At 60.2% G+C, this 24,397-nt stretch carries 21 protein-coding genes and 5 pseudogenes; 13 read left to right on the top strand and 13 right to left on the bottom strand.

Features of this window, described 5'->3' with window-relative positions; all coding sequences use genetic code 11:
- Positions 1–7 precede the first annotated feature (7 nt).
- Positions 8–826 (bottom strand): ATP-grasp domain-containing protein, encoded by an 819-nt coding sequence (locus AU14_RS06755; protein ID WP_041343721.1) that lies wholly within the window; start codon positions 824–826, stop codon positions 8–10.
- A 151-nt stretch (positions 827–977) separates the two neighbouring features.
- On the opposite strand from AU14_RS06755, the gene AU14_RS22695 reads away from it, so the two are divergent.
- Together AU14_RS22695 and AU14_RS22690 are read left to right on the top strand one after the other, a co-directional pair.
- Positions 978–1,529 (top strand): eIF2B alpha/beta/delta subunit family protein, encoded by a 552-nt coding sequence (locus AU14_RS22695; RefSeq protein ID WP_269079117.1) that lies wholly within the window; start codon positions 978–980, stop codon positions 1,527–1,529.
- Positions 1,493–1,831 carry an eIF2B alpha/beta/delta subunit family protein gene (locus AU14_RS22690; RefSeq protein ID WP_269079116.1) on the top strand — a complete coding sequence of 113 codons (339 nt, stop codon included), beginning with the start codon at positions 1,493–1,495 and terminating at the stop codon, positions 1,829–1,831. Before AU14_RS22695 ends, AU14_RS22690 begins: the two co-directional genes overlap by 37 nt.
- Here AU14_RS22690 and hrpB read toward each other — a convergent pair.
- From hrpB to AU14_RS06720, 6 genes and pseudogenes are all read right to left on the bottom strand, one after another.
- Positions 1,785–4,270 (bottom strand): annotated as a pseudogene (gene hrpB / locus AU14_RS06745) (ATP-dependent helicase HrpB). The gene AU14_RS22690 and the pseudogene hrpB sit on opposite strands and share 47 nt — an antisense overlap.
- 171 nt (positions 4,271–4,441) lie before the next feature.
- Complete coding sequence (locus AU14_RS06740; RefSeq protein ID WP_041339819.1) at positions 4,442–5,107, bottom strand: SCO family protein; 666 nt, start codon at positions 5,105–5,107, stop codon at positions 4,442–4,444.
- A 148-nt stretch (positions 5,108–5,255) separates the two neighbouring features.
- Positions 5,256–6,166 (bottom strand): annotated as a pseudogene (gene cyoE / locus AU14_RS06735) (heme o synthase).
- A pseudogene (locus AU14_RS06730) lies at positions 6,163–7,169 on the bottom strand (COX15/CtaA family protein). Before AU14_RS06730 ends, cyoE begins: the two co-directional pseudogenes overlap by 4 nt.
- A 112-nt stretch (positions 7,170–7,281) precedes the next feature.
- Positions 7,282–7,926, bottom strand: a complete 645-nt coding sequence (locus AU14_RS06725; RefSeq protein WP_236744494.1) for a hypothetical protein — start codon at positions 7,924–7,926, stop codon at positions 7,282–7,284.
- 110 nt (positions 7,927–8,036) lie between these two features.
- Complete coding sequence (locus tag AU14_RS06720) at positions 8,037–8,642, bottom strand: SURF1 family protein (RefSeq protein WP_236744493.1); 606 nt, start codon at positions 8,640–8,642, stop codon at positions 8,037–8,039.
- 80 nt (positions 8,643–8,722) lie between these two features.
- On the opposite strand from AU14_RS06720, the gene AU14_RS06715 reads away from it, so the two are divergent.
- Positions 8,723–8,929, top strand: a complete 207-nt coding sequence (locus AU14_RS06715; protein ID WP_041339815.1) for a twin transmembrane helix small protein — start codon at positions 8,723–8,725, stop codon at positions 8,927–8,929.
- Between the two features lie 24 nt (positions 8,930–8,953).
- Here AU14_RS06715 and AU14_RS06710 read toward each other — a convergent pair whose 3' ends face one another.
- The 4 genes and pseudogenes from AU14_RS06710 to coxB form a co-directional block, all read right to left on the bottom strand.
- Positions 8,954–9,841: a cytochrome c oxidase subunit 3 gene (locus AU14_RS06710; RefSeq protein WP_041339814.1), complete on the bottom strand. Its 888-nt coding sequence runs from the start codon at positions 9,839–9,841 to the stop codon at positions 8,954–8,956.
- Between the two features lie 16 nt (positions 9,842–9,857).
- A pseudogene (locus tag AU14_RS06705) lies at positions 9,858–10,459 on the bottom strand (cytochrome c oxidase assembly protein).
- A gap of 12 nt (positions 10,460–10,471) precedes the next feature.
- The gene (gene ctaD, locus AU14_RS06700; protein WP_041339811.1) at positions 10,472–12,055 is read right to left on the bottom strand and encodes a cytochrome c oxidase subunit I; all 1,584 of its coding nucleotides are present in this window, start codon (positions 12,053–12,055) and stop codon (positions 10,472–10,474) included.
- 57 nt (positions 12,056–12,112) lie between these two features.
- Positions 12,113–13,237 (bottom strand): cytochrome c oxidase subunit II, encoded by a 1,125-nt coding sequence (gene coxB, locus AU14_RS06695; RefSeq protein ID WP_041339809.1) that lies wholly within the window; start codon positions 13,235–13,237, stop codon positions 12,113–12,115.
- A gap of 205 nt (positions 13,238–13,442) precedes the next feature.
- Between coxB and AU14_RS22685 the strand changes: the two are divergent.
- The 8 genes and pseudogenes from AU14_RS22685 to AU14_RS06660 all read left to right on the top strand — a co-directional run bounded on the left by AU14_RS22685 (position 13,443) and on the right by AU14_RS06660 (position 20,437).
- Positions 13,443–14,765 (top strand): annotated as a pseudogene (locus AU14_RS22685) (MATE family efflux transporter).
- A gap of 199 nt (positions 14,766–14,964) precedes the next feature.
- A complete protein-coding gene (locus AU14_RS06685) occupies positions 14,965–15,615 on the top strand; it encodes a hypothetical protein (RefSeq protein WP_041339807.1) in 651 nt (216 codons plus the stop codon).
- Between the two features lie 16 nt (positions 15,616–15,631).
- Positions 15,632–16,273, top strand: coding sequence for a methylamine utilization protein (locus AU14_RS06680; protein WP_041339804.1), 642 nt, complete (start codon positions 15,632–15,634; stop codon positions 16,271–16,273).
- Positions 16,273–17,250, top strand: a complete 978-nt coding sequence (locus AU14_RS20925; protein ID WP_236744491.1) for a cache domain-containing protein — start codon at positions 16,273–16,275, stop codon at positions 17,248–17,250. Before AU14_RS06680 ends, AU14_RS20925 begins: the two co-directional genes overlap by 1 nt.
- Positions 17,166–18,629, top strand: coding sequence for a putative bifunctional diguanylate cyclase/phosphodiesterase (locus AU14_RS20920; protein ID WP_236744490.1), 1,464 nt, complete (start codon positions 17,166–17,168; stop codon positions 18,627–18,629). The genes AU14_RS20925 and AU14_RS20920 overlap by 85 nt, the downstream gene beginning before the upstream one ends.
- The gene (locus tag AU14_RS06670; RefSeq protein WP_041339801.1) at positions 18,626–19,501 is read left to right on the top strand and encodes a DUF3034 family protein; all 876 of its coding nucleotides are present in this window, start codon (positions 18,626–18,628) and stop codon (positions 19,499–19,501) included. Before AU14_RS20920 ends, AU14_RS06670 begins: the two co-directional genes overlap by 4 nt.
- A 1-nt stretch (position 19,502) precedes the next feature.
- A complete protein-coding gene (locus tag AU14_RS06665) occupies positions 19,503–19,988 on the top strand; it encodes a group I truncated hemoglobin (RefSeq protein WP_052471987.1) in 486 nt (161 codons plus the stop codon).
- 62 nt (positions 19,989–20,050) lie between these two features.
- The gene (locus AU14_RS06660) at positions 20,051–20,437 is read left to right on the top strand and encodes a DoxX family protein (protein WP_041339799.1); all 387 of its coding nucleotides are present in this window, start codon (positions 20,051–20,053) and stop codon (positions 20,435–20,437) included.
- Between the two features lie 6 nt (positions 20,438–20,443).
- On the opposite strand, the gene AU14_RS06655 is transcribed toward AU14_RS06660, so the two are convergent.
- Positions 20,444–21,670, bottom strand: a complete 1,227-nt coding sequence (locus AU14_RS06655; protein WP_236744489.1) for a sensor domain-containing diguanylate cyclase — start codon at positions 21,668–21,670, stop codon at positions 20,444–20,446.
- A complete protein-coding gene (locus tag AU14_RS20915) occupies positions 21,658–22,242 on the bottom strand; it encodes a 7TMR-DISMED2 domain-containing protein (RefSeq protein WP_236744488.1) in 585 nt (194 codons plus the stop codon). The genes AU14_RS06655 and AU14_RS20915 overlap by 13 nt, the downstream gene beginning before the upstream one ends.
- Positions 22,243–22,404: 162 nt before the next feature.
- On the opposite strand from AU14_RS20915, the gene AU14_RS06650 reads away from it, so the two are divergent.
- Together AU14_RS06650 and AU14_RS06645 are read left to right on the top strand one after the other, a co-directional pair.
- A complete protein-coding gene (locus tag AU14_RS06650) occupies positions 22,405–22,635 on the top strand; it encodes a DUF1653 domain-containing protein (RefSeq protein WP_041339797.1) in 231 nt (76 codons plus the stop codon).
- 115 nt (positions 22,636–22,750) lie between these two features.
- Entirely contained in the window at positions 22,751–24,073 is a 1,323-nt protein-coding gene (locus AU14_RS06645; protein ID WP_041339795.1) for a Na+/H+ antiporter family protein, read from the top strand.
- The last annotated feature ends 324 nt before the right edge of the window (positions 24,074–24,397 follow it).

The raw sequence follows: 24,397 nt of genomic DNA, 5'->3' as shown, positions 1-24,397 counted from the left end.
CCCGGGCTCAGACCGCCGTTGGCCAGGCCGGTCTCGGGTCCGAGGGCTCCCGGGGGTCCGAAGGCTCACTGGACTGGCGCAGGTAGCCGAGGATGGCGTCCTGCAACTCGTGGCCGGCCGCCAGCCCCTTGTTGCCAAAGAGGCGATTGAACTCCAGGACATAGGGGTAACCGTCGACCAGGGCGATATCGAAGCCGGCATGATCCACTCCCAAGTCCCGGGCCAGACTCAGGGCCAGATCGGTCATCACCGCCGGCACCGGGCTGTTGTCGATGCGCCCACCCCGGGACACATTGTTGTAAAAACCCTGGTCGGCCTGGGTCCGCCAGTAGGCGGTTAGCACCCGATCGCCAATCACCACCACCCGGGCGTCCCGGTCAATGGGCAGGTATTCCTGGGCGTAGAGCACATCGGTCACCTCGCAATAACGCTGCCAGTCGGCCCGGGTCTCGATCAGCCACACACCCTCACCCATGCTCGCCTTGGGCAGCTTGGCAACGAACGGATGCGGCATGGCCTGCCAGACCCGCTCCTGCTCGACCGGGCCATTGGCCTCGATCAGGGTCCAGGGCGTGTGCGCCGGCGCAACGGTCTGGAATGCCCGGGTCATCTCCACCTTGTCATGCCCGATGCGGTAACTGGCCACGCTTGGAAACACCCGGCACCCGAGCCCATGCACCAGGGCGTTGAGCTGCCAGTACTCCGGGAACAGCACCCAGTCTGCCTGTTGCAAAAGCTGGCGATGCTGCAGGAACTGGTCCGGTTTCAACACAGTGGTGTTGGGCAGGCCCAGGGTACGAAACACATTGAACGAAACGAGGTGCATGATTACCGCCGCACGGTGGAAAAGTGAGCGCATTCTATCCGGTCCGACCCGGCTGGCAAGCCTTTTATCCGCAGATGAGCCAAGCCCCGCAATCACCCCATTTTTGCAGTAGCCTGCTACGCTTTAGATAAAGCCACCGCGGACCGCGACCATGGCCAAACTCGACCCTGCTGCCCAAGCACTGCTTGATGCCCTTCACGCCGATGACCAGTCGGGCGCCACCGAACTGACGCTGAAAACCCTGCGCGAACTGGCCGAGTATGTCCGTCTCGAACGTCCCAAGCGTGGGAAGCTGACCGCCCTGGTGGACACACTCCGGGACGCCCGACCGAGCATGGTGGTCATCGCCAATGCCATGGTCCGGGTACAGGAGCAGTTACAGGCGGACGATCGTGAGCCGGTGGCGGCGATTGAAAGGGTGCATGAGGAGCTGACAGTCGCCACAGATACCCTCATTAACCATGCCCGCAGCCAGATTCCCGAAGGCGCGGTGATCATGACCCACAGCGCCAGCTCGGTACTGGAGCGGCTATTCCAACGCCTGATGGAGGAACATGTCGGGTTCTCGGTAATCTGCACCCAAAGCAGTCCCGGTCATGAAGGGCATCAGTTGGCCAGCGTGCTGAACAAGCTCGGCGTACCGGTAACCCTGATCACCGATGCCAGATGGGCGTGTTCATCGCCACCGCGGATCTGGTGCTGACCGGTTGCGACAGCTGGCTGACCGACGGTCATTTCGTCAACAAGAGCGGCACCCGCCTACTGGCGTTGGCAGCCCGGGAACGCAGCGTGCCGTTCTGGGTGCTGGCCGACAGCTTCCGGGACAGCACCGAGAGCAGCGATCGGGTAGTGCTGGAAGAGCTGCCAGCGGAGCAGCTGGGCGCGCCCAAAGGCCAGTTGATCACCGTACGCAACATCTACTTCGAGACCATTCCGCACCATCTAGTGACCGGACGAATCAGCGAACAGGGCGTTTTTTCGTACCCTGCTGCGCCTGTGCAGTGAATGGGTCTTCTGGCCAGGGGTGCTTCGGATAACGGCCGCGCATGTCTTTGCGCACTTCCGGGTAGGCATTGCGCCAGAAACTGGCCAGATCGGCGGTGACCGCCAGGGGTCGCTGTGCCGGTGACAAAAGATGAATCACCACGGGTACCTGGCCACCGGCCAGTCTCGGGGTTTCCGTCCAGCCAAACAGGGCCTGGAGCTTGGCCGCCAGCACCGGGCCATTGTCGGCGGTGTAATCGAGGGCCACCGATTGCCCGGTGGGAATGGTCAATGCCTTCGGGGCCAGCGCCTCCAGCTGCTGTTGCTGATGGTAATCCAACAGACTTTGCAGCGCTTGTTGCAGATTCAGTCCTTGCAGGTCGGACCAGCGCTGCAGCCCGGGCAGGAACGGGGCTAACCAGGTTTCCAGATTGGCCAGCAGGGCGGCGTCACTGACATCGGGCCAGTCGCCGGGCCGCATATGGGCCAACAACTTCACCCGTGCCTGCCACTGTCGGGCGGATTTGGACCAGGGCAAGCTTGCCAGGCCCTTTTGCCTTACGGCATTGAGCAGCCCTTGCTGGATCAACACCGGGTCCGGTTGCTTCAGCGCCTGTTCCGCCAGCACCAGCTCCCCCAGTTTGCGGACCCGGCGCGCAATCACCGTCCTCGCTTATCGTCCCAGACCGCTTCCTCACGTTCATGGATATGGCTGGCGAGATCCTGTTCCAGATCCGCCAGGTCTACAGGTGCGGCCAGATAAATCATGGCTTCCCGCGCCTGGCCATCCAGCTCGGCGGCCACCAGCCAGTCGTGGCGGGCGAGGGCATCGTCGTCCCGCAGGCTAGCGCCTTTGCCATTGCTGAGCTGATACCGGGGAGCCTGACCGGCGCGACGCCGGCCAATCCGGTCCGGGTAGGCCTGGGCCAACAAGCGCCCGACCTCGGACTCGGTGGGTGGCTTTTGGGAGCGACCGGCGCTGCCAACGAGGCGCTTGGCGGCCTGACGAACCGACTGCAGTCGCGCCGAATCGACACCGCCATGCCCACGCTCGCCGTGCAGCAACCGAACCCGCTCGTGCAAATCTGCACCCGCGCCGGGGCCCAACAGATCCCGATCTCCCAGCAATGCCGCCAAATCGGCCGCCAAGGCACCCAACCCCAGGGCCCGGCCCCGCAACACCATGTGCGCGAGGCGCGGATGCACCCCCAGATCCCGGGCCACCTTGCCGTGTTCGGTGATGGCACCGTCGGGCGCCAGCATATCCAGCCACTGCAGCAACGCCACCGCCTGGTGCCAGTGTGACTGGGGTGGAGTATCGATCCAGGCCACCTGATCCGGTGAGCGCGCGCCCCACTGGGCCAGCTCCAGCACCAGCGGTGCCAGATCGGCTTCCTGGATTTCTGGCGGAGTGAAGTCGGCCAGCCCGAACTGCTCGGACTCACTCCACAGGCGGTAGCAGACCCCCGGTTCAATCCGGCCAGCCCGGCCCTTCCGCTGCTCCGCCGAAGCCTTCGATACCCGTCCGGTCATCAGCCGGGTCATGCCACTGTTCGCATCGAACACCGCCCGACGCTGCTGGCCGCTGTCGATCACCACCCGCACGCCCTCAATGGTCAGACTGGTCTCGGCAATGGCGGTCGCCAAAACCACCTTGCGCTGGCCCGGCCTGGCGGGGGCAATGGCCCGATCCTGTTCGTCCGATTTTAAGTTGCCGAACAGCGGCGTTACCAGCACATCGTCCGGGACCGCACCCTGCAACTGCTGCGCAACCCGACGAATCTCCCCAGCCCCGGGCAGAAACACCAGCACCGAACCGGGTTGCCTCTGCAGCGCCTCGTGAATTACCGCAACCACCCGATCAGCCATCCAAACCCGGCGGGCCTGAGCCGGTGCCGGTCGATACAGGACCTCCACCGGAAACGCCCGACCTTCGCTGCGCAGTACCGGCACCTCACCAAGCACCCGGGCAATGGGCCCGGTATCCAGTGTCGCCGACATCACCACCACCCGCAGATCCTCCCGCAACGCCTGCTGGGATTCCCGCACCAGCGCCAGCCCCAGATCCGCCTGCAACGAGCGCTCATGAAACTCATCAAACAGCACCGCGGCGTAGTTTTCGAGCATCGGATCGGCCTGAATCAGCCGGGTCAGAATGCCCTCGGTCACCACCTCAATCCGGGTAGCCGAAGACACCTTGGTATCCAGCCGCGTCCGATACCCAACCGTCTGGCCCGGCTTCTCGCCCAGCTGCTTGGCCATAAACCGAGCCGCCGACCGAGCCGCCAGCCGCCGCGGTTCCAGCATCAGAATAGTCTTGTCATCGCGCCAGGGCGCATCCAATAGCGCCAGCGGCACCCGCGTAGTCTTACCGGCACCCGGCGGCGCCTGCAGCAACACGGTGGTAGACCGTTCCAGGGTTTGCTTCAGTTCCGGAAGGATTTCATCGATCGGGAGCATTAAGTAGCTCGGTAGTCTTTTTTGTCAACGATATCGGTATTGTCAGCTAGAGAGGGGTGGTGGGGTATTTTTCCGCCAGAAATGGATGTCTGAGCGCAGCGAGTTCCATTTCCAAGGAAAAATACCCGCCACCCCGATCAATCCCATACCCAACCAGTCCTACAAAAAAAATCAGGACGACAACCGCTCCCGATTCTCCCGAGCCCACTCATAAATCCGCTCAAAAGCCTCAGCCAGCTCTTCCGGCTTGTGCGGCGGCTGCAGTACCGCGGCCAACCTGCCATCGGGGTTCAGCAACGCGAAGTGGCCACTGTGGTCCACTAGCAGCTCGCCATCCACATCGCGGTGAATAAACACCGCATTCAGGCTCTTGGCGAAAGAACGCAAAGTATCCAGATCGCCGGTCAGGCCATGGAAGTTGTCACCGAAGAAGTCGGTGTAGGCCTTTAGCTTGTCCGGAGTGTCGTGTTCCGGATCGGCGCTGACCAGCAGGTAGTCCGGTTGCGGCAGCTCGGGTGACAGCAGCTGATCAGTCCGGCGCAGGTTGGCCATGGCCGCCGGGCAGATATCCGGGCAATTGGTGTAGCCCACGAAGGCAAAGGTCCAGCGGCCCCGGAGGCTTTCCCGGGTGACCGTTTCGCCCTGTTCATTGGTGAGGGTGAACTCCACCAGCTCCCGGGGCTGGTCATAGACGTAGGTATTCAGCTCGGCCAAAACCGGCGCCGGCTCAGGTTCCTGGCCGCCCACCATATAAACCTGACGCCCGATCACCAGTCCGAAGATCAGAATAACCAGGAGCAGAAGCAGAAACAGTGTCAGGCGAATAGAGCTGTTCATTGGGGTTCCATCAACAATTGAGGGCTGCGCAAACGGGTAAGACCTTCCAAAACACGCTGTAAATACATCCCTGTACGCTCGGCTCCGCCATCCATGGCTCCGCACGGTTTTGGAAGGTCTTACCCGCCTGCGCGATCAAGCTAAGTCGTTAGAAGAATACAAAATGATCGACCAGCAATACCACAAATAGTGCCATCAGATAGGTAATCGAGTACTTGAAGGTATTGAGCGCTACCCGGCGATCATCACCTTTCCACAGGCGGATGGCATAGTGCAGGAACCGCAGGCCCAGGACCAGGGCGCCAATCAGGTAGATCCCGCCAGACATGCCGGTGACAAACGGCAGCAGCTCACCGCCAACAGCATGAAGGTGTACAACAGGATATGCAGCTCGGTGTAATGGTTGCCGTGGGTGACCGGCAGCATCGGAATGCCGGCCTTGGCGTATTCTTCCTTGCGGTGAATCGCCAGGGCCCAAAAGTGCGGAGGAGTCCAGGCGAAGATGATCAGCACCAGCAGCAGAGCATGACCTTCCACCTGACCGGTGACAGCAGTCCAACCCAGCAAAGGCGGCATGGCACCAGCGAGGCCGCCTATGGTGATGTTCTGGGGCGTCGCGCGCTTGAGAAACAAGGTATAGACACCGGCGTAGCCCACCAGCGAGGCCAGGGTCAGCCAGGCGGTCAGCGCATTCACCTGCCACATCAACACCACCATGCCCACGCAGGCCAGCAGGGTGGCGAACAGCAAGGCGTCTACCGGGGCAATCTTGCCAGTGGCCACCGGGCGTTTGCGGGTGCGGGCCATCACGGTATCAATCTTCTGGTCCACCACATGGTTCACCACCGCGGCAGCACCGGCCAGCAGGGCGATACCCAGGTTGCCATACAACAACACCTCCCAGCCCGGAACCCCGGGGGCCGCCAGCAGCATGCCGATCACCGAGGTGAGGATCATCAGCGCTACCACTCTGGGCTTGGTCAGCTCCAGGAAATCGCGCCAGGTGATGGATTCGTTCGCAGTTGTCTGGGCCGGCAATGCTTCCACTCGTTCACTCATGCCGTAACCTCCCGGTTAATTGTTGTTGTGTGTGTTGCACTCGCGGTGTTCAGTTTCGGTAATTGATGGTGGCGCCAGATCAAGTGCACCAGCGTCAGCAGCAACCCCGCACCCATGGCGTTGTGGGCAACGGCTATGGCCAGGGGAATATTCAGGATCACATTAGCCAGCCCGAGCAGGATCTGCGCGCCAAGTGCCAGCGCCACCAGGGCAATGGCCTGGGTCAGGCCCGATGCCCGACGCTGGCGCCACATCAGGCCAGCAGGACAGCGAAGTAACCAAGGACAACCATGGCGCCAATGCGGTGGGTCATATGAATGGCCACCCGGCCATCGGCGGTCAGCTGGCCGCCCAGATAGTTGGGGCCAACCTGCTGAGTAACATCAAAGCCGTGCTGAAAATCCATGCCTTCTGGCCACCACTGACCCTGGCAGGTGGGCAGGTCGGTGCAGGCCACAGCAGCGTAGTTGGCAGCGGTCCAGGCGCCAAGGGCGATCTGCATCACCACCAGCAACAGGCCGCCATAGAGCCAGGGCCTGAACCCTTGCAGGGCTACAACTGTGGTTTGGGGTTTCGGAGCGGCCGTGCGTTGTCGGAGCCGAAGGGCGAGCAGGGCCAGCAGGCTCAAGGTGGTGAAGCCGCCCAGCAGATGCATGGCGACCACCTGGGGCCAGAGTTTGAGGGTGACGGTCCACATGCCAAAAGCACCCTGCAGGACAATAAAGCCGGCAATGAACAGCGGCAGTTTGACCGGGACACCGAGCTTTCGATGACGAAAAGCGTAGGCCGCCAAGCCAAACACCACCAGGCCGAGAGTGCCGGCGGCATAGCGATGAATCATTTCCGGCCAGCCTTTCTCCACATCCACCGGGGTGTCCGGGAACCGGGCATTGGCAATGGCAATACTGGACTCGCTCTGGGGCACGGTAAGAAAACCGTAGCAGCCAGGCCAGTCCGGGCAACCCAGCCCGGCGTGCACCAGTCGGGTCCAGGCGCCGAGCATGATCACCACCACTGCCAGCAGGGTGGCAAACAGGGCCCAGTTAAACAGGCGCCGGGCCTGGGGCGAGGAAGCTGACGACTGCTGATTCACACGCGAGTCCTCCACGGTGCGGTCATCCGATCTGGGAAATCTTGAGCAAGTGCTTGAGATCCTTGAGCAGCTCTTTGCCGGTATTGTCAGAGCCGTAGTGCATCATCAGATTGCCAAACGGGTCGACCAGCAGAATGCGCGGCTGGGACTGAGGATCAATGCCCTTGGGCCAGGCTGGCGTGGTGCCGGGTGCCGGAACCAGTCGCTCCATCAGGCTGTATTCCTTCTTCCAGCGAGATTCCAGCTCCGCCGGCACACTGCCCAACACCGCCGCGCGAGACACCCGGTTGGCGTTCTTGCCGAGAGCAATGTTGACCTGTCGTGCCAGGTACAGCAGTTCCTCACACTCGCTGGTGCAGTCGCCCGCGGCCACCAGCAGCAACCACTCGGGCTCGACCTCGTCCGGGCCAAACCGGTCCGCCAGCGGCTTACCCGCTACGGTTTCCAGATTCAGGGTTTGCACCGACACCACCGGCTGGATCAAGGTGCCATTGTTGGTATGACCGGCAGGATTCAACCAGCCGGTGTAGTACATGATGGTGGCAAACACCATAGGGCCGAACCCGATGGCAAACAGCAGAATGGCGGTACGCCGACCCCGTCGGACCTGCTCGGGAGAGGGTCCGTTGTTGTCATCAGATGCCTGGTTAGCCATTGTCGTTGTCATTATTGGCTCCTGTCTTTCGGTAGCTCGCAGCTAACGTCAATATACCCAGTGCGAGCGCCAACGCAAACCATTGTGTAGCGTACCCGTAATGAGTTTGTGGTCCCATACGATCAGGCGCCCAATCGGCGCGGAAAGCACCGCTGATCACTGCCGGCCAATCGGATGATAGCCTCGGGAATGTCGGTGATTTCGTCGGCCACTACGGCCCGGGGCAGGCTTTGCACGCGCCGGGGCCAGCTGGTTTCAGGCGGGGTCTGATCATTCAACACGGGCGGTTCCGGATACTCGCTGATGCGGCCAGACACCTCCAGCACATCTTCGGGCGACGGCACCCTTGGCAGCTCGTCGCGGTGCCGCGGGGCCTGAATCCAGCCCCGGTTGACCACCACCGGCGGGCCTTGCAGCGGAAAGAACAGGGTCAGGACCTCGTAGCCGGGCATACCGTCCCGGGTGCGGTTGTCCAACAGCCAGCTGTGGTCACCGAAGCGCCCTCTCAACGTCACCGGCCGCCCCGAATCCAGACCCCGACCAACCAGCTCTGGCCACCTCAGGTCCAGCGCTTGCTGCTGCCACTGCGTCAGGAGCTCCTGCTTTTGCCCGGCCCGGTCCAGCTGCCACAGCCCCAGTCCAATCAGCAACGGCAGGAAAACCCCGCTGAACAGCATCAGCCGCCAGTCAAAGTGCCAGTGACGGGCTCTGCCCTGCGGATCAGACATGCTCTGCTATAGTGATCTCTGGGGTTGCGTGATTGCCGCCGGCCCGCCCTTTCATTTCTTGTGCTGCACCGGGATATTCCATGTTGAAAGCCGTAATCATCGTGTTAATGCTGGCCGTGGTGGTCAGTCTGTTCAGTGGCCTGTTTTTTCTGATCAAGGATGGCGGTAAAACCAATCGGGTGGTGAACTCCCTGGCGGTCCGGGTCACGCTTAGCATACTGCTCCTGGCGTTGATTCTGATTGCGCTGTGGCAAGGGAGCCTGACCATGAATCCGACTCCCTTTTAATCCTGCCAACCGTGTCAATCCTGGTCAGATGATGTAAACGAAGATGAACAACCCTAACCAGACCACATCCACGAAGTGCCAATACCAGGCTGCGGCTTCAAATCCAAAGTGGTTGTCAGCGGTAAAATGCCCCTTGTTGATGCGTAGCAACATGATGATCAGCATCAGTGAACCCAGCAGGACGTGGGCACCGTGGAAGCCCGTCAGCATGAAGAAAGTGCTGCCGTAGATCCCGGAAGCCAGGGTCAGGTCCAGATCACGATAGGCGTGGATGTACTCGTAGCCCTGGACAAACAGGAACACCAGGGCCAGGGCGATGGTCAGGCCGAGCCAGAGCTTGGTCTTGGCCCGATTGCCTGCCTTCAAGGCATGGTGAGCCACCGTCACGGTGAATGAAGAGGTCACCAGCAATATGGTGTTGATCAGGGGCAGACCCCAGGCACTGATCACTTCTTTGGGTCCGGGGAACGCCTCAGGATTCGGGTTTTCTACCAGTGGCCAGGTTGCCCTAAAGCCGTCCCAAAGCATGGCCGAGCTGCCCCGGTCACCTTCACCGCCCAGCCAGGGCACGGCGAACACCCGAACGTAAAACAAAGCGCCAAAGAAGGCGGCAAAGAACATCACTTCCGAGAAAATGAACCAGCTCATGCCCCAGCGAAAAGACCGATCCATCTGATCACTGTAGAGCCCGGCCCGGCTCTCCTGGATCACATTGCCGAACCAGCCAAACAGCATGTACGCCATGATCACGGCGCCTATCATAAACAGGAACCAGGAGCCGTCAGTGCTCTCGCCCTGCTTGCTATTCACCATGATCGATGCCACCCCGTAGAGGGTTAAACCCAGGCCGACGGTGGCAATGATCGGCCATTTGCTCTGTTCCGGAACGTAGTAGCTCTGGTTATCCGCCATGACAATCTCCGATGGCTTAGCCGTTTTCGTTTGTTGTTGTGATAGGTCGATCCGTGTCTGACACCGTCGCCGTTTTACTCTGATCGTAGAGTGTGTAGGACAGGGTCAGCTTGGTAATGTGCTCGGGCAGATCCCGGTCAACGATAAACACCAGCGGCATCTCGGTGCTTTCACCCGCCGCCAGGGGTTGCTGGTTAAAGCAGAAACACTCGGTCTTGTGAAAATACAGGGTGCCTTCGGACGGCGACAGGCTCGGAACCGCCTGGCCCACCATTGCCGCACCCGTCGGATTCTGGCGAAGAAGGCCACGGTCACCGGCTCACCGGGATGAACGTCGATACTCCGGGTGACCGGCCGGAAGGTCCAGGGCATACCCGGGCCGTTCTGGGCCAGGAACTGCACCTGCACCGTGCGCGTGACATCGGCCTCGGCTGCCGCTACTGCTTCGTAGCGGCCACCGGTCTTGCCGTTGATGCCGGTGATTTCGCAGAACACGTCGTACAGCGGCACCAGGGCAAAGCCAAAGGCAAACATGCCCACCACCCCGGCCAGGCACCAGGACACCACCCGCGCATTAGTGCGCGGACGTGCGTCGGCTGCCGGAGTGCGCTCGTCCATCTCAGGCCCCGCCTACTTCACTTCCGGAGGCGTGGCGAAGGTGTGGTAAGGCGCTGGTGACGGTACCGTCCACTCCAGACCTTCGGCGCCATCCCAAGGCTGGGCGGCCGCCGCCTTACCACCACGAACGCATTTCACCACAATGAACAGGAACAGCAGCTGGGTAGCCCCAAACATGAAGGCACCGATACTGGAGACCATGTTGAAGTCGGCGAACTGCAGGGCGTAATCCGGAATCCGTCGCGGCATGCCCGCCAGACCCAGGAAGTGCATCGGGAAGAACGCCAGGTTCATGCCGATGAACGAGAGCCAGAAATGGGTCTGGGCCAGGGTTTCGTCGTACATGTGGCCAGTCCACTTGGGCAGCCAGAAGTAGGCAGAGGCAAAGATGCCGAAGATCGCACCAGGCACCAGTACATAGTGGAAGTGCGCCACCACAAAATAGGTGTCGTGGTACTGGAAGTCAGCCGGGGCAATGGCCAGCATCAGGCCGGAGAAACCACCGATGGTGAACAGGATCACGAAGGCGACTGCAAACAGCATGGGGGCCTCAAAGCTGAGCGCGCCGCGGAACATGGTGGCTACCCAGTTGAACACTTTCACCCCGGTAGGCACGGCAATCAGCATAGTGGCGTACATGAAGAACAGCTGGCCGGCGATGGGGATACCCACGGTGAACATGTGGTGAGCCCAAACCACGAACGACAACAGGGCGATGGCACCCACCGCATACACCATGGAGGCGTAGCCAAACAGCGGTTTTCTGGAGAACGCCGGGATGATGTGGGAGACCGCGCCAAAGGCCGGCAGGATCATGATGTAGACCTCGGGGTGCCCGAAGAACCAGAACACATGCTGGAACAGCACCGGGTCGCCGCCACCGGAGGCATCAAAGAAGCTGGTGCCGAAGTTGATATCCATCAGCATCATGGTGACCACACCCGCCAGTACCGGCATCACGGCAATCAGCAGGAACGCGGTGATCAGCCAGGTCCAGACGAACAGGGGCATTTTCATCAGGGTCATGCCCGGGGCACGCAGGTTCAGAATGGTGGCAATGACGTTGATCGCGCCCATGATCGAGGAGATCCCCATGATATGGACGGCAAAAATAAAGAAGGTGGTGCTCGGAGGCCCATAGGTCGTCGACAGGGGCGCGTAGAAGGTCCAGCCGAAGTTGGGCGCACCGCCTTCCATGAACAGAGTCGAAACCAGGATCAGGAAAGCACAGGGCAGCAGCCAGAAACTCCAGTTGTTCATTCGCGGCAGCGCCATGTCGGGGGCACCGATCATCAGCGGCAACATCCAGTTGGCCAATCCGACGAACGCCGGCATGACAGCCCCGAACACCATGATCAGACCATGCATGGTGGTCATCTGGTTGAAGAATTCCGGTTGCACAATCTGCAAACCGGGCTGGAAAAGTTCCGCCCGAATGACCATCGCCATGGTTCCGCCAAGCAGGAACATGGCGAAACTGAAGATCAGGTACATGGTACCTATATCTTTGTGGTTGGTGGTCAGCAGCCAGCGGCTGAAGCCTTTAGCCGGGCCGTGATGATGATCCTGGGCGTGGGTATCTGCAACCGCACTCATGAAAACCCCCGTTACCGCCATTTATTGTGGCTGGTGATAGCTGTTATCTGGCGTTGATTACTGCTCGTTCTTGTAATCAAAAATCTCTTTCGGCGTGACCATTTCACCGGTGTTGTTACCCCAGGCGTTTCGCTCGTAGGTAATCACCGCCGCCAGGTCCACCTCGCTCAACTGGTTGCCGAAGGCCTGCATGGCAGTGCCGGACACGCCGTTGACCACGATATCGATGTGGGCGGCCATGTCCTCGAGAGCAATCTTGCTGCCCTTGAGCGCCGGGAAGGCCGGGGGCGCACCGCTGCCGTCCGCCTGGTGACAGGCCGCGCAGGCAGTCTGGTAGGCTTTCTCACCGCGTTCCATCAGCTCGGCCATGGTCCAGTCTTTCTGGGTCAGCTCACGCTCTTTCTCGGCCGCAACTTTCTGCTCCGCTACCCAGGTGTCGTATTCCTCTTGGGGCACGGCCTTCACCACCACCGGCATGAAGCCGTGATCCTTGCCGCACAGTTCGGTGCACTGGCCACGATAGGTGCCGGGCTCATCGACCCGGGTCCAGGTTTCGTTGATGAAGCCGGGAATGGCGTCCTTCTTCACGCCAAAGGCCGGTACCCACCAGGAGTGAATCACATCATTCGCCGTCAGCAGGAAACGTACCTTCTTGCCCACGGGGATGATCAGGGGGTTATCCACTTCCAGCAGGTAGTTCTCACCTTTGGCCTGCCGGTTGTTGATCTGGTCACGAGGTGTGGAGAGATTGGAGAAATAGCCAAAATCTTCATCAATGTATTCGTACTGCCATTTCCACTGGTAGCCGGTGACCTTGATGTCGACATCGGATTCGGTGGTGTCGTACATGTCCACCAGGGTGGCGGTGGCCGGAATCGCCATTACCACGAGGATGACAAAGGGGATGATCGTCCAGAGAATCTCCACCAACGTGTTTTCATGAAAATTCGCAGGTTTGTAACCCTGGGATTTTCGATGGGCGAAGATGGACCAGAACATAACCCCGAACACCACGACGCCAATGGCGACGCAGATCCAGAGAATGATCATGTGAAGGCTGAATATTTCGTTACTGGTGCCGGTCACCCCAGGGGTCATGTTCAACGTCCAGTCCGCCAGGGACACGGCCGGGAACATAAGACCACCTAACAGGGCACCTGCCCGCTGAGCGTGCACGCGCATACTGTGTCTCCACAGAGTGTTATTCTTGTCGGATTTGCGTTATCCCACTGATTTTTCGGGCGCTCGCATACACCCTGGAATCAGTGTGGAAGCCTGCTTATGGATACCTCAAAAACGAGTATAGACACAGATCCGAAAAAGGCTAAAAAATCAGTTAAATCCAAAACTGCTAACCACACATTTTTAAAAAACAGAGCGATATAGGATGTTCCACCTGCCTGCCATCGACCGGCGCCTCTGGGCCCTGGCCTGGCCACTGATGCTGACCAACCTGACCGTGCCGCTGCTGGGCCTGGTGGATACTGCCGTGCTGGGCCACCTGGACAGTCCGGAATACCTCGGCGCGGTCGCCGTCGGCGCCAACCTGTTCAGCATCCTGTACTGGACTTTTGGCTTCATGCGCATGGGCACGACCGGCCTGGCGGCCAGGCCTGGGGTAAGCGCGACCGGTTTGGTCAGGTCGCGCTGCTGCTGCGCTCGGTGCTGCTGTCGGTGGCCATCGGGCTGCTGCTGATCCTGTTGCACCAGCGCTGATTGCCTTGGGCCTGAATCTGATGACCCCCAGTCCGGATGTCAGTAGCCTGGCCGCCGAGTATGCCGCCATCCGGATCTGGAGTGCCCCGGCGGTGCTGTGCCAGTACACGCTGGTGGGCTGGCTGATTGGCACCCAGTTCGCCCGCGGCCCGATGATCATACTGATCGTGGCCAACGGCGTGAACATCGTGCTGGATATCCTGTTTGTCACCGGCCTGGGCTGGAACAGCCGGGGCGTTGCCATCGCCACGGTAATCGCGGAATACGGTGCCGCCGGCATCGGCTTTGCCATCGTCCTGACCCGGATGCCCGAGGGCCAGCGCCTGACCCGGGCCCTGTTCGGCCAACTGAGCGACTACCTGCCATTCTCCAGGTCAACCGTTTCATTATGGTTCGCACCATTGCCCTGCTGTTGGTGCTGGCGTTTTTTACCGCCCAGGGTGCCCGGCAGGGCGACACCATTTTGGCCGCCAACGCGGTACTGCTGACCTTCCTGCTTCTCATATCCAATGCCCTGGATGGCTTTGCCAATGCCGCCGAGGCCTTAATTGGTGAAGCCATCGGCAAGGGCAGTCGGATTCGTTTCCGGGCGGTATTCCGCAGTGCCCTGCGCTGGTCGCTCTGGGGCGCCCTGCTGCTGACCGTGGTGTTTGTCGCCGGGGGCCGGGGTCTGATTGCCTTGTTGACCGGGATCGAAGAGGTCCGCACCACCGCCTGGCAGTATTTGCCCTGGCTCTGGCTGCTGCCCTTCGCGGCGGTCTGGGGCTTTTTACTGGATGGTATTTTCATCGGTGCCACCCGCACCCGGGATATGCAGAACACCATGCTGTTTTCGGCGCTGGTGGTGTTCCTGCCGGTGTGGTGGCTCACCACCGGTTGGGGCAACCACGGCCTGTGGTTTTCACTGATCTGTCTGATGCTGGCACGGGCGCTCAGCATGGGCTGGCTGTGCTGGTCCCACAGCCGACATCAGCGCTGGTTTGAACGCGCCTGAACAGACCGCCGAAGCACACTCACACACGCCGGTTTTTTCCTGGTGTTGAACCGGCAAGGCGCAAAATGTCGACTACACTTGTCGGAAATGGCAGGCCTGTAGTGGACCGTCCGCCGCTGCTTGCCTGCCCAGATACGGTATACGGACTACGGGAGGGGCCTTGCGACCTCAATTCGTTACAACATCGGCATCTCCTGACATGACACCACAGGTGGTTCTCGAGATTATTGATCAAGCACGACGCAAGGAAGCACGTTCGGGCATCTTTCTCCAGCAACTCCGGGAGAAGGCGGCCTGCCTGCCTTCATCCGTCACTATTGACGGGTACCAACCGGCCACCTCGCTGTTCCAGTTCGCGGTGGAATACATCGAAATGGCGCCCCGCCTGATCGAATGTGTCGAAGCCTGCGCCCGTGAAGCCGGCAAGGCTGAGCTGTTCGCCCCGTTTGTAGATGCTGCCACCCAATACTTCACCCGGCCGTCAGCGCTGATTGTGAAATACGATGGCCTGGATGGCTTACTGATCCGGGCCTACCTGTGCCATCGGTTGATGGAGGAAATGTACGAGAATAATCGCTCCATTCGCGCCAGCGATTTGGTGGATCTTGAAGCCACCCGTGCTAACCTGTTGACTCATCAGCTTATTGGCGAACCCTTCTCGAATGAGTTGGACGATGCAATCACCATCACCGTGCTCCAGATTGCCGGTACGCCAGACTACTATGAGCTGAACCTCGATCCGTTCGTAGAACAGGTCAACAATGCCGCCTGGGACTGGATGCGGCATTACTGGGAAAATTTACTGGTTCGGAACCACATTCGATTTTCCCTGGGGTCCGGAATAGCCTGATAAGGTCAGACGTTTCATGAGAAAAGTAACAGCGGCAGCGCTGGCGTTTTTGTTGTGGCCGATGTCAGCACTGGCAGTTAACCTGAGCCTCACCATCACCACACCCGACAACAACGCTCCGGTAACCGGTGCCGTGGTCTATCTGGATCAGGTCGACGAAGTAACGCCAGTTAGCGCCGAAATTTACCAGAAAGATCGCGAATTCCACCCAAAGGTCCTGATCGTGCCGGTTGGCTCACAGGTCGAATTCCCCAACCGCGACAACACCCAACACCACGTGTATTCGTTTTCCCCGGCCAAAACCTTCAATATCGAGCTGTACGCGGGCAAGCCCCAGACCCCGGTGCTGTTCGACAAGCCCGGTATTGTTGAGCTGGGCTGCAACATTCACGACCACATGCAGGCCTTTATCATCGTCAGCCAAACCGCCGCCATTGGCCGAACCGATGCCAATGGCCGCGTTACCCTGCCGGTGAATAACGAAACGCCGATGCCGCTAACACTCAAGATCTGGCATCCGCGCCTGCCCGACAACACCCAGCCGGTGACCCGGACCTGGGACAGTAGCAACGACCAATCACTGACCATCAACCTGACGCCAGAGCTGCCAGCCGACGGCACCATGGATCTTCTTCAACAACGTTTCCAAGAGCTTTAATGAGACCGCAAACCCACATGGGCTTTCGAGGCCGGCTGATTACCGTGATGATCGCACTGGTAGTGCTGGTCAGCCTGTCCATGGCCGCCCTGTTCATGGTCTATCTGTTTGAAGATGAAAAAAGCCGAGCCAGCGAGCAGCTCAACATCGGCGAACGAATGACCCGGGAAATCCTGGAACGCCGAACAGACCTGGTGCTGTCCCGACTACAGGTTGTGGTCAAGGACTTCGGCTTTCGCTCCGCCGTCGCCAGTGGCGATCCCGGCACCATCTACAGTGCACTGGAAAATCACAGTCGCCGGGCCCAAGCCGATTTTTCCGTGCTGATCAATAACAGCGGCGAGCCGATTGCTTCCACGCTCAATCAACAGGCTCCGGAAATCATGGACGCCCTGGTTGACCATGGAACCGGCCAGGGTTTCACCCGGACCTTTGCCTACCTTGATGGCCAGGGCTATGAGATTCTGCAGGTCCCGGTTCAGGGTCCGGGGCTCCGGGCCCGGCTAGTTGCCGGCTTTGCCCTCGACCAGGCACTGGCGCTTTTGGTCGCCCGCCTGAGTGGCACAGAGGTGGTGTTCAGGGCGCGCACAAACAGCAACGACGCCTATCAGATTTTCGCCGCTACCAGTGCCCGCGACACGGACATGGTGCGCGAGCTCACCCAGGCCGACGACACACCACGGATGTTGCTGAACCGCCAGAACTACTTCAGCCGCGCCATCAACCTGGGTAACGACGACTCGGGCGATATCCAGGCCGTACTGATGATTAGCCGGGAAGCGACGCTTCAGAGTTATTACACCAGGACCCAAGTCATTGTGGTGTTGGTCCTGGTTATCCTGTTGCTCGCCATCGTGCTGGCCCTCGTGATCGCCCGAACCTGGGCCGCCCAGTGCTACAACTGGCAGATTACGCCCGCGCCGTTGGGGACGGTCAAAGCCCGACGCCGCCTGAAATTCGTACCGGTGGCGAATTGAAGCAGCTGCGGGATGCCTTGCGTGACATGCTGGTACGCCTGCGGGAGCGGGAAGCGGAGATCCGCTATGCCGCTTCTCACGACGAGGTCACCAAACTGGGCAACCGGAACGCATTGATGCAGTCAGTCCAGGCCCTGTTTGATCACGGCGACGCCTGCACCTTGATCGGCTTGAGGCTGAATGAGCTGGCCGACGTCAACGATACCCTGGGCCTGGAGTTCGGGGATTCGGTGCTGCAGGGCATAGCCCGGCGATTGCAGAGTGAATTACCCGATGCGCAGCTGATTGCCCGCACCGGCGGCGGCGAGTTCCTGGCACTGATCCCTGCACGCCATCCGGACCAGGTCGATACCCTGGCCCGCCACTTGCTGGATGTCATTCAATCGCCCCTGCAGATTAATAACAGCCCATTCTCCATCCGCGCCACTATGGTCACCATGGAGCTGCCCAACGACGCAACCAGCACCAACGAACTGCGTCGGCGGCTGAATCTGACCTTTGAACGAGCTGAGGATCAGCCGGAGCCGGTTACCCGTTACCGCCCAGGCCAGGACGAAAGCCACCTTCGCGAGCTGCAGCTAACGGCCGATTTGCACTCTGCCATCATCAATGGTGGCCTGCACATGAACTATCAGCCCAAGCTCAGTACCCGTACCGGTGAGCTGGTTCAGGTCGAAGCTCTGGTGCGCTGGATCCACCCGGAGCTTGGTTTCGTTTCCCCCGAAGAGTTCATATTTCTGGCCGAGCAGTCTGGCCAGATCCACAATCTGACCGCCCATATCCTGGAGCGCGTTGCAGAGGATGCTCGGGCCTGGGCCGGACAGGGAATCAACGCCGGTGTCGCCATCAATCTATCGGCCATGGACCTGACCTGGCCAGAGCTTACCGATCATCTCACCAGGGCCTTTGCCAATTGGCATCAGGGCATGGAGCGAATCACCCTGGAAGTGACCGAGAGCGCCCTGATGAAGGACCCGGAAGAGGCCATGGCAACACTGAACCGGCTCAGGGCACTGGGCATGACCCTGTCGGTCGACGATTTCGGAACTGGTTACTCCTCCCTGTCGCAGCTGCGCAAGCTGCCGGTGCAGGAGCTGAAAATCGACAAATCCTTTGTCCTGAATCTGGACACCGAACCCCAGGACCAGCTGATCGTGAAGTCGACCATCGACATGGCCCATGGCCTGGGCCTGAAAGTGGTGGCCGAAGGCATCGAGAACCTGGCCGCCTGGGAGCTACTGCAACAGTGGCGGTGTGACCTTGCCCAGGGCTTCTACCTGAGTCGGCCGGTAGCCCCTGACCAACTGGTCGAAACCGCCCAGACGTTGGCGAGCCGCCGCCAAAATTTAACACAACACCTGCTGGAAGATCATTCATGACCTGCCGCCTGCTGATAATGGCCATCCTGTTTGCCCTGGCCTGCCCACCCGCATCCGCCACCATCGGCAGCCGGATCTGGGCCACGGGTGGCGTATCCACCATTGAAGGCAGTGCCGGCGGCGGACTGGTGCCCTGGGCACTGCTCGGCAGTTACGCCAGCGACGAAGAGTGGGGCGGCACCCTCGCGCTCAGCCAGGCCGAAACTGATGACTACAGCCTGTCAGTCACCGGCGCCGGGTTGAACTGGAATAACCGGATCGAGCTGACCGTGGCTCGCCAAACACTCGATCTGGACGAACTGGTGTTCACCCTGAAAGACGGTTTCGGCCTGGAGCAGGACGAGCTCAATCAGGACATTGTCGGCGCCAAGCTGCGGTTGGCCGGCGACGTGCTGTACAGCCCCTGGGGTCAGTGGAGTGCCGGGGTTCAGTACAAGCGCCAGCGCGATTTTACCGTCCCCGAGGCCATCGGTGCCCGGGATGACAGCGGCACCGACTTGTTGCTTAGCGCCAGTAAACTGTTCTTCGCTGCCGTGTTCGATCGCAACCTGCTGATGAACGCCACCGCCCGTGCCACCAAGGCCAACCAGGGCGGCCTGCTGGGTTTTGGCGGTGATCGCAATAACGATTATGAAGTGATGGCGGAGGCCAGTGTCGGTGTCTTTGTAAACCGCCAATGGCTGGTGGGTGCCGAGTACCGGCAGAAGCCCGACAACCTGAGCTTTGCCAGCGAAGACGACTGGTGGGATTTTTTTATAGCCTGGGTGCCGGACCGGCGCCTGGCGGTAACCGCAGCCCTGGTTAATCTGGGCGACATCGCCACGCTGAATGACCAGCAGGGTCTGTACCTGTCGCTGCAGGGGAGCTTCTGACATGCGCCATCACACCACACCCCGGATCACTGCTTTGGCCCGCCGTGTCCTCATGCTGCTTGCCGGTTTAGCCCTGGCCGGCTGCCAGGTCCTGAGCACTCCCCTGGCAACTGAGCCAAACAGCAACACCGAACCGACGCTGTACCAGCAGCTAGGCGAGCGCGCTGGACTGGCGGAGATTGTCGAGGACCTGCTGTATCTGATCGTGGACGACAAGCGCATCAACCACCAGTTCAAGGGCATCAACGTGGCCCAGTTCCATCGCCACCTGACCGATCAGCTGTGCCAGCTCAGCGGCGGGCCCTGCACCTACAGCGGCCGGCCCATGCGCAAGGCCCACGCCGACATGGCGATCACCGAGACCCAATTCAATGCCCTGGCGGAAAACCTGATCCTGGCTATGGAGCAGAACGGAATCAGCACCGGCGCCCAGAACCGCCTGCTAAAACGGCTGATTCCGATGCACCCCGACATTCGCAATCTGTAAGCCGTCCCCACAACCGGGTATGCTTGGCGCCCTTCATACACTGATTTCGGGAGACACTGATTTTGCTGGAAAATGTCGATCTGGGAAAACTGATCATTCGCCTGACGCTGGGCGGGCTCATGCTGTTCCATGGCATCGCCAAACTGCTGAACGGCATTGGCTTCATTGAAGGTGAGCTGGTTAGCCACGGCTTACCCGCGATGCTGGCCTACGGCGTGTTTATTGGCGAGTTACTGGCGCCGCTGATGGTCATGCTGGGGTATCACACCCGGATTGGCGCGCTGCTGATCATCTTCAACATGCTCGTCGCAATTGCCCTGGTGCATGGTCATCAACTGCTGTCACTGGGCGGCAACGGCGGCTGGGCACTGGAACTGCAAGGCTTCTTCCTGTTTACTGCGGTTGCGGTCATTTTCCTTGGCCCGGGCCGCTACAAGCTAAAAAACTGAGTAGTGTTATTGATCGCCCGCGGACACCGTACGGAGTCCGCGGTAGGTCATCACACGGTTCCGGCCTGCGCCCTTGGCACCATAAAGGGCGGCATCGGCGCGCCGGATCAGCTCGCCCGGGGCCACATCCTGGGTCGGCACCACGGTGGCAACGCCAACACTGACACTTAGACTAACCGCCGCTTCCTGTGCGCCCGGATACACCGTGGCGTTCTCCACGACCTGCCTTAGGCGCTCTGCCACTTGCTCGGCACCCTCTGCCGGCGTCGCCGGTAACAGCACCGCAAACTCCTCACCGCCGTAGCGCGCCAGCAGATCCCCGGAACGCTGGATTTCATTGGCACAGATGGCCGCAACAGTAATCAGGCAGTCGTCTCCTACCAGATGGCCATAGCGATCGTTCACCGACTTGAAGTAATCAATGTCCAGCAGTAGCAGGCTCATGGGCAGTTCCTGGCGACCAATCCGGCACCACTCCTCCTTGAGCCGGTTATCGAACTGTCGCCGGTTGGCGACCTGGGTCAGGCCATCGGTCAGGCTGATCGCTTCCAGCCGGCGGTTAGCCCGCTGCAGCTCCTCCGTGCGCTCCCGCACCCGCTCCTCCAGGGTCTGGTTTGCCCGGCGCTGAATACCCAGGGCCTGTTCCTGGGCCCTAAGACGACGCCGGCGCTCGAGGTTGATCCGGTAGGCCAGGGCAAACGACAACAGGATGACCTCGATGGCGACGCCAATCTGGGGTCCGAATTCGGTCAGGAAGGTGGTCGGCAGGTAGCCCAGCTTGCTGACGGCCAAAATCAGGTGGCCTAACAGCAGCGGGGTCCAGGCCAGTACATAAATCCCCGCCAGCTTCTGGCTCCGGGACCAAACAAAAATCCCGATAAGCCAGGCGGCCGGAGTCGCTATCGCCGCCAATATCGCCACCAGAGTGATGGCCGTCTGGTAAGCGCCAAAGGCGCCGATCACAATGCTGAGCCCGGCGCCCACCATCAAGGCCTGCAGTAAACGGTAGCTGGCCCTGCTGTAGCGGGCCACGGCCAGAAACTGGAGACTGAACACCAGCGCCGCGATCATGGTCAGGCCGGTGAGCGGAATGGTGACGTACCGGTTCAGCCCGGGCAATTCCGGCCATAGCCACTGGAACAGAATGCCCTTGAAGTGCAAGTGCACCAACCCCGACAGTACCACTGTTAGCACGTACCAAAGATAGGTGGCTTGGCGAACTATGGTGTACAAAAACAGGTTGTATAGGGCCAGTGCACAATGATGCCGAGGAACATGGCCTGCCAGCCATAGGACAGTTGTTCACCGGCCAGGAACTCAACCGCGGTTTCCACCTCCACCGGTACCTGAACCGCGCCCTGGGTTTTCACCCGCAGGTAGGCGATAATCGGTTCCGTGTTGGACGGAACCGAGAAAACAAAATTCCGATGGTCGACTGGCCGGCTGGCAAAAGGTCGAGTATCCCCGGTCTCGTAACTGCGGATGACCCGGCCGTTGAGCACCCAAAACAGGTCTACCTCATCCAGCAGCGGGTAACTGATCTCCAGCACCTGATTCACCGATTCTGGGGCCACCGCCACTTTAAGCCAGTAGGTACTGTCACTGAACCCCAGGTTCAACCCGCGGCCAGAATCAATCGATTGCCATTGATCCGGCTCCCGGGCCAGAACCTCGTTAATGTTCAACGGCTGGCCCGCATCCTCGAACCAGCGGATTGCTGCGGGGTCAGCATTGGCCTGGTTCACGCTCAACAGCGTGACCAGTACCAACCAAAACAGGGCCGCAGGATTGGCGGTGTACTTCATAGACAGGTTCCGGTTTTCGGGCCCGATGACATAAACTACACTGCGTGGGCCCTAAACAAGTTTTAGCGCGTCCGCTCAGGATGTGTTTTTAGTCTAGACCCTCGGGGCGATACCGTCCCGTATCCGATGTTCCAATCCGGTTAGTTTCCAACGAGGCAGCCCATGACCGACTCCCGACACACCATCCGACCCGGTCGCTACCGTCATTATAAGGGCAAGGACTACCAGGTCATCGACCTGGCCCGACACAGTGAGACCGAAGAATGGCTGGTGATTTATCGCTGCCTGTACGGCGATCACAGCCTTTGGGTCCGGCCGCTGTCAATGTTTCGGGAAACCGTAGAACTGGCCGGTGAACAGGTGCCCCGGTTTTCCCGCATCGGTGACGACTAAGCGCGCCATCGCGCTTTGACTGTAGCGATCATTTCCTGCACATTAGCCCGCTTTTCGTGAACCCGGTCCCCTGAACGGACCGGAAAAATCCTGTTATCCCTATTCGGAGTCTGCCATGAATGCCGTTGTAGCCGCGGTTGCGATCATGCTCGTCCTGAGTTTGAGCCGCATCCACGTTGTTGTTGCCCTGATCATTGGTGCCATTTCCGGCGGCCTGATTGCCGGCATGTCCCTGGACGCCACCATTGAAGCCTTCAACAATGGCCTCGGCGGCGGCGCCACCGTAGCCCTGTCCTACGCCACTCTCGGGGCGTTTGCCGTCGCTATCGGCAAATCCGGCCTGGCCCACGCCCTGGCCGATCGTGCCCTGGCTCTGGTTGGCAAACAGGAAGATGGTTCTGCCGTCACCGGCATGCGGTTCCTGATCATTGGGCTGTTGCTGGCAGTGGCCATCTCGTCCCAGAACATCCTGCCCATCCACATTGCCTTCATTCCGCTGGTAGTGCCGCCACTCCTGTACGTAATGGCAAAACTGAACATGGACCGCCGCCTGGTAGCCTGCGTACTGACCTTCGGCCTGATCACTCCGTACATGTTCCTGCCGATTGGCTTTGGCGGCATTTACCTGAACGAGATCCTGGTCGCCAAGATCAACGCCAACGGCGTCGATGCCTCAGACCTGAACGTGATGAAAGCCATGGCACTGCCGGCACTGGGCATGCTCTGCGGCCTGCTGATTGCTGTCTTCTTCAGCTACCGCGGTGGCCGGGACTACGACATGGACGCACTGACCAAAGCTGAGCGCGTGGATGCCAGCTACAGCCCTCGCACCCTGGTAATGGCACTGGTCGCCATTGTGACCGCGTTCGTGGTGCAGCTCTGGCTCGGCTCAATGATCCTCGGCGCCCTGGCCGGTTTCGTGCTGTTCAACCTGTCCGGGGTAGTGCGCTGGAAGGAAGCCGATGACCTGTTCACCGAGGGCATGAAGATGCTGGCGATGATCGGTTTCATCATGATCGCCGCCTCAGGCTTTGCCGAAGTCATGCGTGAGACCGGCGAGATCGCCACCCTGGTGGACAGCTCCGTCGCCACCATTGGCGAGAACAAGGCCCTGGCGGCCCTGCTGATGCTGGTAGTTGGCCTGCTGATTACCATGGGTATTGGCTCCTCTTTCTCGACCATCCCCATCATTGCCGCCCTGTACGTGCCGCTGGCCCTGCAACTGGGCTTCAGCCCCCTGGCCATCGTCGCCCTGGTCGGCACCGCCGGCGCCCTCGGTGATGCCGGTTCTCCGGCCTCCGATTCCACCCTTGGTCCCACGGCTGGCCTGAACGTCGACGGCCAACACAACCACATCTGGGACACCGTGGTACCCACGTTCCTGCACTACAACCTGCCGCTGCTTGGCTTTGGCTGGTTGGCGGCTATGGTTCTTTAACTCTCGGAGTTGGCCTTCTTGCCACGTAGCCTGCTGGTTTGGCGGGCTACGAGGTCGCGGGGGTACTTTTCTTCTGGGAAAAACAACTCGCTGCGCTCAGACATCTTTTTCCCGGCAGAAAAATACCCCCACACCCTCGTGTGCGAACTACACAGATATGTCTTTGAAGATTGAAGCTGAATTCAGTAGGTATCTGGTGCTAAAGAGTTTTTAAACCAGAGATATCTGAAAGGTCTGTTGTGAGGGGGTAGGGGGATGTTTTTACCGCCAGAAATGGATGTCTGAGCGCAGCGAGTTCCATTTCCAAGGGAAAAACATCCCCCT

The sequence above is a fragment of the Marinobacter similis genome (assembly GCF_000830985.1).
Lineage (GTDB): Bacteria > Pseudomonadota > Gammaproteobacteria > Pseudomonadales > Oleiphilaceae > Marinobacter > Marinobacter similis.
This window is presented reverse-complemented; position numbering and strand designations above follow the sequence as displayed.